Source organism: Roseibium limicola (assembly GCF_017313085.1).
Lineage (GTDB): Bacteria > Pseudomonadota > Alphaproteobacteria > Rhizobiales > Stappiaceae > Roseibium > Roseibium limicola.
On record NZ_JAFLNF010000004.1, the window covers coordinates 86,682 to 99,969 of the forward strand.

A 13,288-nucleotide genomic window follows, 5' to 3' on the forward strand; every position below is an offset into this window, starting at 1 on the left:
ATCACGGCCTGCATCGCGTCTCCTGATGGCTTTTTCCTTCGCTCTACCGCTCATCGCGGCCGCCTCAGCGCTTGATGGGGCAACGCCCGCATCTGCGCAGACAGCCACCGCTCCGGCATCGCCGATCGCTCTGTCGATTGTCGATCAAGGGTGGGTCTGGGAAGTGTCATCTGCTGCTGGTACGACATCACAGCTCGCATTGGATCTCCCTGCGGGGTCCTATGTTGCGGTGACTGTCGACAGTGGTTCGGCAGATCTGGTCGTGGACCTCAAGTCAGCCGACGGAAGTTTCCTCCGCCGGCTGACGGACAGCACGGACTGGCGACGGGATTTCAACCTCGTTGTCGGTGCGCCTGGAACTTACCTGGAAGCGGTAATTTCTCCGGAGGCTTCGATCGGCAGCGCCAAGTTGACCTTTGCCAAGATCGTGACACCGGAGCACCTGACCGGGGTCGACGCATCCGACGACACCTTGCTCAGCCCGACCTTGCAAGCTCTGGCGGAACAGACATCTGATCCGCAAGCCATTGCGGCCTTCTGGCAGGACATGCAGACAAACGGCACGCCTCTGATCGAGCCTGCGGGTGAGGGCAAGTCCCTCCTGACGTTCCTGTATCAAGGGGCCGGGCAGAATGTCCGCATTCTCGGTTCCCCGTCGGCAGATCATGATTACATGCACCGGCTGGAGGGCACCGACGTCTGGTACCGCAGCTACGAAGTGCCGAACGACACGCGTCTGTCCTATCGGTTGGCGCCGGATATTCCTGATGTTCCAGGCACCTTCTGGGAAAATCGGATTGCCATACTCTCAACTGCTCAAGCCGATCCCCTGAATCTCAATCCCTGGCCGGCGGAGGCAGCTGATCCCTGGCGCCAGAAGTCGGTGATCGAACTTGCCGATGCCCCGGCGCAGCCTTTCGTCGCGCCGGATGACAGCCTGCCGGCGGGCACGGTTGAAACCCTGCAGTTCACCAGCGAGCGGCTCGACAACACCCGCGACGTGACATTTTACCGTCCGGACGGGTTTGATCCGGCGGACCCGCAGACGGTGCTGCTGGTGCTCTTCGATGGGGATGCTTATCAGCAGACTGTTGATGTCCCCGGTATCCTCGACCGGATGCAGGGCTTCGGCGTTCTGCCGCAGACTGCAGCCGTCCTGATTTCAAATCCGGACATGAAGGCTCGCGGCATGGAGCTGCCGGGCAGTCAGGATTTCTCCGATGTGATGGCGCAGGACCTTCTGCCCTGGGCCCAGCAACAGCTCGGTCTTCAGGTGCCGGCGGTGCGCACGGTTCTGGCCGGGTCAAGTTACGGCGGGTTGGCCTCCATGCGCCTGGCGCTGGATCATCCCGACACTTTCGGCAACGTGATTTCCATGTCCGGATCCTTCTGGTGGGCGCCGAAGGATGCAGATCCCGCGCATGGCGAACACACGGCCTACAGGGTTGCGACAACCCCCAAGCAAGAGCTTCGGGTCTTCCTGACAGCCGGCCTGTTCGAGACATCCCGGGATGGCAGTCTCGACATATTGAACACCAACCGACACCTGCGCGATGTGCTGGTGGCGCGCGGTTACCCCGCCACCATGCGGGAGTACGCCGGGTCTCACGACTATCTCATTTGGCGCGGCGCCTTGAGTGACGGACTGACCCAATTGTTCGGTCCCGCCCCCTGATTTCAGAGTTCCTCAGCCAGCGTCAGATCTCAAAGGACAGCCAGCTCATGTACACAGTCGAAGCCACCTTCAAGACGGCTTTCGCCTCAAAATACCTCCAGCAGCTCTGCAAGCACTTTGCCCACAAGGTGTCCGTGGAATTTACGCCGGAGAAGGGCGAAGTGCAGTTCCCCTTTGGCTTTTGCTGCATTCAGGCGAACGGCGACGAACTCAGCTTTGCCGCACGCACGGACGAGCTGAAGAAAACCGAGATGGTCAAGGGTGTGATCGACAGCCATCTGGTGAAATTCGCCTGGCGCGAAGACGTGGCTCTGGACTGGCACGTAACAGAAATCGCTGCGGACACCGCAGCGAGCTAATTCCGGAAGCATTATCCCGGACAGGAGACGACAGCGCGATGCTGAACACATTTGCACGGATCGCAGTCTGGACGCTTGCCTTGTTGGCAGGCGGACTGGGCGCCGCTCATTCCTTTGAACTGGTCGACGTGGCCGGCCGCACAGTGAACCTCGATAAGCCGGCGCAAACGGTCGTGCTCGGCGATGGTCGGGCACTGTCGGCAATGGCCATTCTGGATCCGGAAAATCCGGTGAGCCGGGTCAAGGCGATGCTGTCGGATCTGGAACAGACCGACCCTGAGCTTCTGGCCTACATGACCAAGCGCCATCCGGAAACGGCAGATATTCCGATGGTGACGGGCGTTGAAACCGGCGCGTCGGCCGAAGGCGTGATTGCTCTTGCACCGGATGCCGCGATCCTGTCGCTGTCGGGTCATGGCCCAAGCGTCGAGGACGAGGAATTTGTCGCCCAGCTGGAAGCCGCGGGCATTCCGGTCGTCTTCATCGATTTCCGCATGAACCCGATGGAGAACACCGTCGCGTCGCTGGAGCTGATGGGCAAGGTTATTGGCCGAGATGCTCAGGCCGAGGAGTTTGCCGAATTTTACAATGGTCGCAAGGCGCTGATCGAAAGCCGCCTGGCGGGTTTCACTGGCGAACGCCCGACGGTGTTCCTTCAGGCCCATATCGGTCGCTTCGAGTGTTGTGTCGGCATGGCCAACGGCATGCTTGGGCCCTTCGTAGAGGCTGCTGGTGGACGTAATATTTCCGCTGAAGCCGTTCCTGGCCCGGTCGGGCGCCACACGCAGGAGTTTCTGCTGGCCGGCAATCCGGACGTCTGGATTGGCACAGCCTCCGGCACGCCGGAAGATTATGCTGCCGGCAAGCCCTACGCGGTGCTCGGAATGCATGTCGATGAGAAGCTGGCGCGTGACTCTGCCAAGGCCGGTCTCGACAGTGCAGGGCTTGAGGTGCTGGATGCAGTGAAAAATCATCGCGCCTACACCATCTGGCATGGCTTCTACAATTCGCCTTTCAACATCTACGTGCTGGAGGTCTTCGCCAAGTGGTTCCACCCGGAACTGTTTGAAGACCTCGATCCGGAAGCCACCTTCCGCGAAGTCCACGAGAAGTTCTTGCCGCTTGACCGTCCGGGGTTGTATTCCCTGAAGGTTTTTGAATGAGCCAGCAGGAAATATCTGAACCGGGTAACGCCGGCGCGGGGCTGTTTGAACATTACAGATTGATCGCCGCGCGTCGGACAATGGTTCTCATCTGTCTGTTTGCGTTGATGTGCCTGGCGTTTCTGATGGACATCACCGCAGGCCCGGCGAACCTCGGGCTGCTTGATGTTCTGAAGGGCATTTTCAGTCCGTCCAGCCTGGATCAGCGCAATTATGTCATCATCTGGTCGGTACGCTTGCCGGATGCGTTGATCGCTCTGGCCGTCGGCGGGGCCCTGAGCCTTGCCGGTGTGGAAACCCAGACGACACTGAACAACCCGTTGGCCAGTCCCTTCACACTGGGCATCTCGGCGGCAGCCACACTGGGCGCGGCCTTTTTCATCGTGGTGGCACCGAATGTCGGCGGCTTCAGCCAGACGTTGATGCTGCCGGCTTTCGCCTTTTCGTTTGCCATGATGGCAGCAATGGCGATCCTGACCCTGTCGACCCTGCATGGCGGATCGTCGACCACCATCGTGCTTTACGGAATTGCGCTGGTGTTCCTCTGTGAGGCTTTGACCGCAGCCCTGCAATATGTGGCGAGTGCGGAAGTCATTCAGCAGATCGTGTTCTGGAACATGGGCAATCTGACCCGTGCCGGCTGGACAGAGGTTGCCGTGGTGTCTGCGGTTTTTGCCCTGGTGCTGCCTCTCAGTCTGCGCGATGTCTGGATCCTGACTGCCCTGCGCGGGGGCGAGGACCAGGCCCGCAGTTCCGGCCTGTCCGTCAACCGCATCCGGCTGGTGGTGATGATCCGTGTGGCGATCCTCTCCGCCGTGGCAGTCTGCTTTGTCGGCACTATCGGTTTCATCGGCCTCGTCGGGCCGCATATTGCGCGCATGTTGCTGGGGGAGGATCATCGGTTCCTCGTACCCGGTGCCTGCCTGACGGGGGCGGCGTTGCTTTCGCTGGCGTCCTGCCTGTCCAAGGTGCTGGTTCCCGGCGCCATCGTGCCGGTCTACATCATCACCGCGATCATCGGCGTGCCGGTGTTCCTGGTCCTGATCTCCTGGCGACGGAAGGAAGCCTCATGGCAGTGATGAGCGTTGCTGATCTCCATGTCCGGTTGTCGGGGCGCGAGATCCTCAAAGGCATCTCCTTGCCGGAAATGCGGGCAGGCCAGATGGTCGGTCTGATCGGGCCGAATGCGTCCGGAAAATCGACCCTGCTCAGGGCCATTGCGATGGGCAATGGTACGCAAGGGGGCATCAGCCTGGGCGGCAAACCGGTGACAGCCATGAAGCGGGCGGAACGGGCGGCCAACATATCGTTGATGCCGCAGACGCCGCCTCTCGGTTCCACTCTGACGCCGTTTGAATTGCTGCGAAGCTATGCCCGCGCCACCAATCTGGGTTTGTCCAATGCCCAGTTGGGAGATCGCATGGGCGAGCTGCTTGGCAAGCTCGGACTCCTGCCCGATGCACATCGCAAACTGAATGAGCTGTCGGGCGGCAAACGTCAGCTGGTCGGCATGTGTCTGGCGATGGTCAATGAACCCAAGTACCTGCTGCTGGATGAGCCGACTTCGGCGCTCGATTTGCGCTGGCAGCTGACGGCGCTGAGTGTTGCGCGCAACTATGCCCGTTCGCGGGAGGCCATTTGCGTGGCCGCGCTGCATGACATCAACCTTGCCCTGCGGTTCTGCGATTTGCTCGTCGTTCTGAAAGATGGCTGCGTGGCGGCCAGCGGGGTGCCGGAAGAGGTCATCGACAGCGCGCTTCTGGCGGACGTCTATGGTGTTTCCGCACGTCTGGAACGCTGCAGCCAGGGAGCGCCGGTGTTGATCGCGGACGCTGCCAATGAGATTGGTGCTAGCGCATAGCCCAGGCGGCTTTGACCCGAATTTCGGAGCGGAAAAGCCGTTATTTTAGGGTTGAAAAGGGATTGACATCTCGACTGCAAAGCGCATGTTGCGCCACAGCAAACTTGACTATAAAATTCAGGAAGTAGCGACGGGCTTCTCATGAAGTCTGGTCGAGCGGACCGGTCCTTGTTTCGGATGATCGGTCTTGTTCCTGATCAAATGACCCAAGCGATGGATCCAACCATGTTCGCAGAGTTTCTGAACAGCCTTCCGCCCTTTGCCCAGCCTCTGGCCGAATTGATCCAGTCGGGTGGATCGGTCGTCTCCATCCTGCTGTGCCTGTCCGTTGTGGCTGTGGCGCTGGTGATCGCCAAGTTCCTGCAGTTTCAGGTTCTGCGTGTCGGCAGCCATGGCGCATCCCGCAAGGCCCTCGGCCTGTGGTTGGAAGGGCGTCAGTCCGATGCGATGAAGCGGGCATTTTCCAGCAAGTCGGTCTCGGCTGGCATCTTGCAGAAGCTGATGCAGGGGGCGTCGACGTCCGGGGTGGACCGTGAGCTTCTGAAGGAAGACATCGAGCGTGTCTGCAATGCCCGCATCAACACGCTGCGCGCCTACATGCGCCCAATGGACATGATCGCCCAGACGTCGCCGCTGATCGGCCTTCTGGGAACAGTTCTCGGCATGATCCAGGCGTTCCAGTCAATGCAGGGCGCAGGTGCTGCGGTGGATCCTTCCGTGCTCGCTGGCGGCATCTGGGTGGCCTTGCTGACCACCGCCGTAGGTTTGGCAATCGCCATCCCGATGTCGGCCATTGTCGGCTGGTATGATGCCAAGATCGAGGCCGAGCAGGCTGAGATGGAAAGCATGGTCACGGCGTTCTTCACCGGGGCTGCTGCCGATCGTGGCACGTCCCGCGTGGTGCCTCTCGACAAGCAGGTCGCCCCGGCGGAATCGCGCTATGCGGTTTAAGCCGAGGGTCAAGCGCAAGGCGGTTGGTCTGACCTCGTTGATCGACGTGATCTTCCTGCTGCTCTTGTTCTTCATGCTTGCTTCCAGTTTCACCCGCTATCAGTCGTTGCCACTGGCCAGCGGGGCGCAAGGGGGGGGAGCCGAGGTCAGGCCAGCCTACTTCCGCATTCACACGGCCGACAAGATGGACCTCAATGGGCGCCCCTTGAGCCGTGAGGAAATGCCAGCCCGTTTCGCCGATGTAGCCGCTGCCGAAGGCAAGCTGGTGGCGATCTGGTCGGGTCCGGAAGCCACCGTCCAGAATGTGGTTGATGTCATGTCCGCTGCCCGCAGGTCCGGATTGGACGCGGTCATTGTGACTGGAAAGTAAGGCCTTGGGCCGGAACCTTCGGGTCGGGCCTGATTGCAAAGCCAGAAGATAGGGAATTGCCCCCATGCGCATGAAGCGCCCGGTACGGCGAGAGCCGCCCGAGAATACCATTCCGTTGATCAACGTGGTGTTCTTGATGCTGATCTTCTTCCTGTTCGCCGGCTCCGTGGCGCGTGACGACGCGCGTCAGGTCGAGCCACCGGAAGATATTTCCGAGGACGAAAACATCCGCTCCACCGGGGCGATGATCCTGACCTTCGATGGCCTGCTGCTGTCGCAGGACCAGGAGACGACGGTCGCAGACTTTGTCGCCGCCCATGCTGTTTCAGACCTGGCGGATGAGCCACTGAAGATCGCTGCCGACGGCAACCTGCCGGCAGATCGGCTGGAAGAAGTGCTCGCCCAGCTGCGCGACATCGAACGGACCGACGTGGTTCTGATCACCCGGAAAGGCAAGCCGTGAAGTTTTACCGTCTTCTCCTTGTAGGTGGTGTGCTGTCTCTTGCCGTTCATGGCGCGGGATCGGCCTATTTTGCACCGGACCCGGAAGAAACCCTGATCGCCGCCTCTGACGGCGGATCGGTCTCCGTGATCGGTTCTCTGGAAGACCTGGTTGAGGGCACCGACACGCCGCTGGAACCGGTCGAAGAGCCGCTTGAGGAAGTGAAAGCCGTCAAGGCCGAGCCGGTCGAACAGATCATCCAGCCGGTCACCCAGGTTCAACCAATGCAGGTCGCGGCTGTTCAGCCTGTGGTGCGAGGCGTCACCGATGTGGCGCCGGTGAATACAGAGAGTGCCGACGAACTGCCCCCTCCGCCGGAGCTGGAACAGCCCGAAATGGAGGTTATGAAGCCTCTGGGGGATGTCGAGCTGGTCGAGACCGCTGCGGTCAAGCCGGTGGAAATGACGCAGCCTGTCGAAAAGCTTGAAGCGGTCGAGCCGCCAAAGGAAATCGAGCAGGCCACTCCGGTGACGACACCCACGACCCAACCCGTTGAGCAGCTCGATGCGAAGCCGGTGGAGCAGATCGAGCCGGTGCAGCAGACTGAACCGCTGGAAATCAAGCCGGTCGAGCAGGTGAAGCCGCAGGTTGTAGCGGCCATTGCCCCGACAGAGGTCGAGGAAGAAATCACTCCGGAGGAACTGGTCACTCAGGTGCCCATGGCCAAGCCGGAACCACCGAAAAAGAAGATTACGAAGAAGAAGCCTGCCAAGCCGCGCGGCACCAATGTCAGTTCCCGCAAGGGCGCGGATAACGCCAATCCCAAGCAGCAACAGTCCAGCCGTCAGGGCACCAACGCCGGCAACGCGAAGCAGCAGGGCAATGCTGCCCGCTCCAATTATTCCGGCAAGGTGCATTCCAAGATCGCCCGGGCGAAGCGTTATGTGCGCAACCGTCGGGTCAAGGGACGGGTTCGCATAAGCTTCGTGGTCAGCCGCAACGGGGCAGTCAGCAACATCCGCATCAGCGGGTCATCGGGCAATTCCGAGACGGATCAGGCCGCGGTGCTGATGGTGCGGAAGGCCGGTCGCATGCCGAAGATGCCGCCCGAGATGCCGGGCAACAGCATGTCTTTCAGTATTCCGATCAGTTTCCAGTAGCTTTCGGCAAGCAGAAAAGGCCAGCGGGGAGGATGCAAGCCTCCCCGTTTTGCGTTCTAAGCCCCAGGTGATGTGAGCCGTCAGGGATCTTCGCGCGGCGCCAGTCCGTGAACCAGCATGGCAACTGCATTGCGCATATAGGTGCGCAGATCTGACACGCCGGGAATACTGGCAGGATCCTTGGCCCGGAATATTTGGGCGCCGATCAGCACATCCATCAGATACTTCGCGGTATCGGGAGGCGAAGGGGAGGAGATTCTCCCGCGTTCGACCTGGCCGATGACCCAGCCGGTCAGCAGATTATGGAGATCCGCACCGCAGAATTTCTTCAGAATTTCCCCGAGTTCCGGGTTGGCGACCGCTTCGACGTAGAAAAGCCGCATCTCGGCAGATTGCTGGCGATGCTCTTCGTCGCAGCGCTCGACACGAAAAATTTCCAACAAAGCCTGTTCAAGTGGCAAGTTGTCATAGTCCCCTGACAGTTGAACGATATTAGAGCGGTGGAGCATTGCCAATTCAGCGAATAGATCAGTCTTTGACGGAAACAATTCGTAAAGCGTTCTTTTTGAAATACCGCAATTCGTTGCAATCAGGGACATCGTCGTGCCCTTGTAAGAATGCTTTTGAAAGGTCTGGAAGGCAATCTCGATAACTTGAGACTTGAGGGTTTCCGTCTCATGCACTTTCTGTCGGCCTCTGGGTCGGCACAAAGAAGTGCGCTCCAGCTTGAGGGTGCCAGGCTTGCTGCCTTTTTCGAGTGCATGTGAGGAAGGTTTCATCTTCCGCCCCATTCGTTACGGTTTGATACGGATATTTGATTGACTCCCGTGCTGAGTCCACACTAGTGGTACTCGTGAGTTTTGTAAAACTCGACATGAGTTCGAGTGCGAAAAGGATCCGGCCATCATGACCCAAACTCCTGAAATTAGGCACGCCCACCGGCGTCTTTCAGTGCCAAGAGCGGCACGCGTTCTGATGATCTCAGGTTTGCTTGCTGCGACCGGATTACACTCACAAGTTTACGCGCAGGGCGCAGGTCAGGCAGCTCCCAAGGCGCAGGTTGGCGTGGTTGAGTTGCATCCCCAGTCCGTTGCGGTCACTGCAAAGCTGTCGGGACGCACGGTTGCCTCGCTTGACGCCGAAGTTCGCCCACAGGTCGGCGGCATCATCGAAGAACGTCTGTTCAAGGAAGGCTCTGAAGTCAAGGCTGGCGAAATTCTCTACCGCATTGACGACGATGCTTATCAGGCAACGTACGACAGTGCGGTCGCCGCGCTGACACGCGCCGAGGCTGCACTCCCCAGTGCTCAGACCAAGCTTGAGCGCTATGAAGAGCTGATCAGCCAGAATGCCGTTGCCAAGCAGGATCTAGATGATGCGCGCGCGACGCTGGCCCAGGCCAAGGCGGATGTTGCCTCCGCCAAGGCAAACGTTCAGACCGCGAAGATCAATCTCGACCGCACCAAGATCCGTGCGCCCATCGCCGGCCGCATCGAAAGCTCCAGCCTGTCTGTTGGGGCGCTGGTAACTGCCAGCCAGACGACCGCATTGACGACCATTCGTCAGCTGGATCCGATCAACGTCGATCTCACCCAGTCGAGCACCAATCTGTTGAACCTGCGCAAAGCGGTCCGTGAAGGTCGCGTCAAGCTGACGGGTGACAACGTCCAGGTGCGCCTGGACCTGGAAACCGGGGAAGAATATCCGCTCACCGGTCATCTTGAGTTTTCCGAAGCCTATGTGGACCCGACCACCGGCACCTACACCTTGCGCGCCGAGTTCCCCAACCCGGATCGTCTGCTGCTGCCTGGCATGTATGTGCAGGCAGCTGTTGAGGAGGGCATTGCCCAGAACTCCTATCTGGTGCCCCAGCGAGCGGTGACCCGGAACGCCCGTGGCGAGCCGATTGCCTTTTTCCTCGGGCAGGACGGCAAGGTTGACGAGCGCATCCTGGAGGTCAACGGCAATGTCGGTAACAACTGGCTTGTCAGCGAAGGTATTTCCGATGGTGAACGGCTGATCGTTGAGGGAACCCTCTTCGTCAAGGCCGGACAGGAGGCCACCGGCACTCTGGTGACCATCAATGAGACCACCGGTGAGGTGGAGAGTCGCGGCGATGCCGTCACGAACCAGGGCGAGAAGACGAACTGATGTCAGCGTTCTTTATCGACAGGCCGATTTTCGCCTGGGTCATCGCGATCGTCACGATGTTGGCGGGCGCATTGGCCATCACTCAGTTGTCGGTCTCGCAGTATCCGCAGATCGCACCGACAGCGGTCAACATTTCTGCCAGCTATCCAGGCGCCGACGCCGAAACAGTTGAAAACTCGGTCACCAAGGTGATCGAACAGGGCATGTCGGGGATTGATAATCTCGACTACATGACATCGACGTCCTCGGCCACGGGCTCGGCCCAGATCTCGCTGACCTTCAACAGTGAAGCCGATCCGGACATCGCCCAGATGCAGGTGCAGAACAAACTGCAGCTCGTCAGCAGCCAGTTGCCGCAGGTGGTTCAGTCCACCGGGATCACGGTCAACAAGTCGACCTCCGGCTTTCTGATGGTTCTGGGCTTCGTCTCGAATGACGGCCGCATGACCTCAACCGACATCGCCGATTATGTCGACAACACCCTGAACGATACGCTGAAGCGTGTTGAAGGCGTGGGCGAAACCCGGCTCTTCGGCTCCGGCTATGCCATGCGCATCTGGCTCGATCCGGCCAAGCTGAACAAATACGCGCTGATGCCGACTGATGTCAGCTCGGCAATTGAAGCTCAGAACACCCAGGTTTCCGCTGGCCAGCTCGGCGGTTTGCCGCAAGTGCAGGGCCAGCAGCTCAACGCCACGGTGACTGCCTCCAGCCGTCTCCAGACGGTGCAGCAATTTCGCGACATCATTCTGAAAAGTTCCGGTGACGGATCCATCGTCCGCCTCAATGATGTGGCGCGGGTCGAGATCGGCAACGAGAGCTACACAACGGCTGCTGCCTACAACGGCCTTCCCGCCTCAGGCCTCGCAATCACACTGGCCACCGGCGCCAACGCCATCGATACGGCGTCCCGCGTGCGTGAGACCATTGACCGTCTGTCGACGACACTGCCAGCCGGCGTGGAAGTGGTTTATCCGTATGACACCACGCCTTTCGTCGAGCTCTCCATCGAGAAGGTGGTTCACACGCTGATCGAAGCGGTGGTGCTCGTCTTCCTGGTGATGTTCCTGTTCTTGCAGAATATCCGCGCGACGATCATTCCGACCTTGGCAGTGCCGGTGGTGCTGCTTGGAACCTTCGGGATTTTGGCACTCTTCGGATATTCGGTGAACACCTTGACCATGTTCGCCATGGTGCTGGCCATCGGCCTGCTGGTGGATGACGCCATCGTCGTGGTGGAAAACGTCGAACGTGTGATGGAAGAAGAGGGGCTGTCGCCCCGTGAAGCCACGCGCAAGTCGATGAAGGAAATCACCGGCGCGCTGATTGGGATCGCCGTCGTGCTGTCCGCCGTCTTTGTGCCGATGGCCTTCTTCGGCGGCTCAGTCGGTATCATCTATCGCCAGTTCTCGGTCACCATCGTCTCAGCGATGATGCTGTCGGTTCTGGTTGCGCTTGTCCTCACACCGGCACTTTGTGCCACGATTCTGAAAAAGAGCGAGCACGGCCACAAGCGTGGTCCGTTCGGCTGGTTCAACCGCGGCTTCGACCGCAGCGCCGATGGCTACCGCAAGGCCAGTGGCGGCATGATCCGCTGGGGCAAGTCCTTCCTTGTCATCTTCCTGATCATTGCCGGTGGCATGGCCTGGATGTTCAACAAGCTTCCCAGCTCGTTTCTGCCACAGGAAGATCAGGGCATCTTGATCTCGATGGTCAACCTGCCGGTGGGCGCCACACAGGACCGGACCCTCAAGGTTCTGGATCGGGTGCGGACCCACTTTATTGAAAATGAACCGGATGCGGTCGAGAGTGTCTTTACGGTTGCCGGTTTCGGCTTCGGCGGTCAGGGCCAGAATGTCGGTCTGGCTTTCGTTCGCATGAAGGACTTCTCGGAACGTCAGGACCCGAGCCTTTCGGCCCAGGCCGTCGCAGGTCGGGCGATGGGCTCCTTCTTCCGCTATAATGATGCCCGGGTTTTCGCATTGGCACCTCCCGCCATCCAGGGCATGGGCAACACCAACGGCTTCACCTTCTATCTGCAGGACATCAATGGCGTCGGCCATGACGGCCTGATCAAGGTGCGCAACCAGCTGCTCGGCATGGCCGGTCAGTCGCCGCTTCTGACAGCCACGCGTCCGAATGGTCAGGAAGACGAGCCGCAGTTCAAGATCGATATCGATACTGAGAAGGCCCGCCTGCTCGACCTGTCGATCTCCAACGTCAACAGCACCCTGTCGATTGCCTGGGGCTCGGATTACGTCAACGACTTCATTGATCGTGGCCGTATCAAGCCGGTCTATGTTCAGGCTGATGGACCTTACCGCATGCAGCCGTCGGATCTCGACCAGTGGCATGTGCGCAATACCAACGGCGACATGGTCCCGTTCTCGGCTTTCGCCACGTCGCGTTGGGCATACGGATCGCCACGTCTCGAGCGCTTCAACGGGTCGTCTGCTGTAGAGCTGCAAGGCCAGGCTGCTGCCGGGGTCAGCTCGGGTGATGCAATGGACGAGATTGAAAACCTGGTCGGCCAGCTGCCATCCGGCTTTGTCAAGGAATGGACGGGCCTGTCTTATCAGGAACGCCTGTCCGGCGATCAGGCCGCTTCGCTGTATGCCATCTCCATTCTGGTGGTGTTCCTTTGCCTCGCGGCATTGTATGAAAGCTGGTCGATTCCATTTGCAGTCATGCTCTCCGTTCCGATCGGTATTTTCGGAGCACTGGCAGCAGCCATGCTGTTTGATCAGACCAACGACGTCTACTTCAAGGTGGGTCTGTTGACGACGATTGGCTTGGCGGCGAAAAACGCTATCCTGATCGTCGAGTTCGCGATTGAGCGGCAACGGGAGGGCAAGGGGCTTGTCGAGGCCACTCTGGACGCGGCCCGCCAGCGGTTGCGGCCAATCCTGATGACGTCCTTCGCCTTCATTCTGGGTGTGTTGCCACTGGCAATTGCAACCGGGGCAGGCTCGGGAGCGCAGAACTCCATCGGTATCGGGGTGATGGGCGGCATGATTGCCTCCACTGTCCTCGGCATTTTCTTCGTGCCTCTGCTCTTCGTGGCAGTACGGCGTATTTTCGGCGGAAAATCGGCCATGCTGCCTGCTTCTGCGGGATCGGCCTCGGGCGAAAACACATAACTTAAGAGCGGACTAT

12 protein-coding genes are annotated in these 13,288 nt (G+C 59.7%); 11 read left to right on the plus strand and 1 reads right to left on the minus strand.

The window, feature by feature from the left end:
- Positions 1-25: 25 nt before the first annotated feature.
- The 9 genes from J0X15_RS10250 to J0X15_RS20365 all read left to right on the plus strand — a co-directional run bounded on the left by J0X15_RS10250 (position 26) and on the right by J0X15_RS20365 (position 7,981).
- Positions 26-1,675, plus strand: a complete 1,650-nt coding sequence (locus tag J0X15_RS10250) for an alpha/beta hydrolase-fold protein (RefSeq protein ID WP_206940383.1) — start codon at positions 26-28, stop codon at positions 1,673-1,675.
- A gap of 47 nt (positions 1,676-1,722) precedes the next feature.
- On the plus strand, positions 1,723-2,034 hold the full coding sequence (locus J0X15_RS10255) for a DUF2218 domain-containing protein (protein ID WP_206940384.1): 312 nt from the start codon (positions 1,723-1,725) through the stop codon (positions 2,032-2,034).
- A gap of 38 nt (positions 2,035-2,072) precedes the next feature.
- On the plus strand, positions 2,073-3,197 hold the full coding sequence (locus tag J0X15_RS10260) for an ABC transporter substrate-binding protein (protein ID WP_206940386.1): 1,125 nt from the start codon (positions 2,073-2,075) through the stop codon (positions 3,195-3,197).
- On the plus strand, positions 3,194-4,276 hold the full coding sequence (locus tag J0X15_RS10265; RefSeq protein ID WP_206940387.1) for a FecCD family ABC transporter permease: 1,083 nt from the start codon (positions 3,194-3,196) through the stop codon (positions 4,274-4,276). The genes J0X15_RS10260 and J0X15_RS10265 overlap by 4 nt, the downstream gene beginning before the upstream one ends.
- On the plus strand, positions 4,267-5,058 hold the full coding sequence (locus tag J0X15_RS10270) for an ABC transporter ATP-binding protein (protein WP_206940389.1): 792 nt from the start codon (positions 4,267-4,269) through the stop codon (positions 5,056-5,058). The genes J0X15_RS10265 and J0X15_RS10270 overlap by 10 nt, the downstream gene beginning before the upstream one ends.
- A 225-nt stretch (positions 5,059-5,283) precedes the next feature.
- A complete protein-coding gene (locus J0X15_RS10275; RefSeq protein WP_206940391.1) occupies positions 5,284-6,009 on the plus strand; it encodes a MotA/TolQ/ExbB proton channel family protein in 726 nt (241 codons plus the stop codon).
- Complete coding sequence (locus J0X15_RS10280; protein ID WP_206940393.1) at positions 5,999-6,379, plus strand: ExbD/TolR family protein; 381 nt, start codon at positions 5,999-6,001, stop codon at positions 6,377-6,379. The genes J0X15_RS10275 and J0X15_RS10280 overlap by 11 nt, the downstream gene beginning before the upstream one ends.
- Positions 6,380-6,443: 64 nt before the next feature.
- Positions 6,444-6,842, plus strand: coding sequence for an ExbD/TolR family protein (locus J0X15_RS10285; RefSeq protein WP_206940396.1), 399 nt, complete (start codon positions 6,444-6,446; stop codon positions 6,840-6,842).
- Positions 6,839-7,981, plus strand: coding sequence for an energy transducer TonB family protein (locus tag J0X15_RS20365; RefSeq protein ID WP_206940398.1), 1,143 nt, complete (start codon positions 6,839-6,841; stop codon positions 7,979-7,981). Before J0X15_RS10285 ends, J0X15_RS20365 begins: the two co-directional genes overlap by 4 nt.
- Before the next feature lie 80 nt (positions 7,982-8,061).
- Here the strand turns inward: J0X15_RS20365 and J0X15_RS10295 are convergent, their stop codons facing one another.
- A complete protein-coding gene (locus J0X15_RS10295) occupies positions 8,062-8,760 on the minus strand; it encodes a TetR/AcrR family transcriptional regulator (protein ID WP_206940400.1) in 699 nt (232 codons plus the stop codon).
- A gap of 196 nt (positions 8,761-8,956) precedes the next feature.
- Here J0X15_RS10295 and J0X15_RS10300 point away from each other — a divergent pair, with 196 nt between their 5' ends.
- Positions 8,957-10,132 carry an efflux RND transporter periplasmic adaptor subunit gene (locus J0X15_RS10300; RefSeq protein ID WP_206940995.1) on the plus strand — a complete coding sequence of 392 codons (1,176 nt, stop codon included), beginning with the start codon at positions 8,957-8,959 and terminating at the stop codon, positions 10,130-10,132.
- The gene (locus tag J0X15_RS10305) at positions 10,132-13,272 is read left to right on the plus strand and encodes an efflux RND transporter permease subunit (protein WP_206940402.1); all 3,141 of its coding nucleotides are present in this window, start codon (positions 10,132-10,134) and stop codon (positions 13,270-13,272) included. Before J0X15_RS10300 ends, J0X15_RS10305 begins: the two co-directional genes overlap by 1 nt.
- Positions 13,273-13,288: the final 16 nt, after the last annotated feature.

Bases quoted from the DNA above. Each gene is read 5' to 3' on its own strand.
- J0X15_RS10250 (WP_206940383.1), top strand. From the start codon at position 26: ATGGCTTTTTCCTTCGCTCTACCGCTCATCGCGGCCGCCTCAGCGCTT.
- J0X15_RS10255 (WP_206940384.1), top strand. From the start codon at position 1,723: ATGTACACAGTCGAAGCCACCTTCAAGACGGCTTTCGCCTCAAAATAC.
- J0X15_RS10260 (WP_206940386.1), top strand. From the start codon at position 2,073: ATGCTGAACACATTTGCACGGATCGCAGTCTGGACGCTTGCCTTGTTG.
- J0X15_RS10265 (WP_206940387.1), top strand. From the start codon at position 3,194: ATGAGCCAGCAGGAAATATCTGAACCGGGTAACGCCGGCGCGGGGCTG.
- J0X15_RS10270 (WP_206940389.1), top strand. From the start codon at position 4,267: ATGGCAGTGATGAGCGTTGCTGATCTCCATGTCCGGTTGTCGGGGCGC.
- J0X15_RS10275 (WP_206940391.1), top strand. From the start codon at position 5,284: ATGTTCGCAGAGTTTCTGAACAGCCTTCCGCCCTTTGCCCAGCCTCTG.
- J0X15_RS10280 (WP_206940393.1), top strand. From the start codon at position 5,999: ATGCGGTTTAAGCCGAGGGTCAAGCGCAAGGCGGTTGGTCTGACCTCG.
- J0X15_RS10285 (WP_206940396.1), top strand. From the start codon at position 6,444: ATGCGCATGAAGCGCCCGGTACGGCGAGAGCCGCCCGAGAATACCATT.
- J0X15_RS10295 (WP_206940400.1), bottom strand. From the start codon at position 8,760: ATGAAACCTTCCTCACATGCACTCGAAAAAGGCAGCAAGCCTGGCACC.
- J0X15_RS10300 (WP_206940995.1), top strand. From the start codon at position 8,957: ATGATCTCAGGTTTGCTTGCTGCGACCGGATTACACTCACAAGTTTAC.
- J0X15_RS10305 (WP_206940402.1), top strand. From the start codon at position 10,132: ATGTCAGCGTTCTTTATCGACAGGCCGATTTTCGCCTGGGTCATCGCG.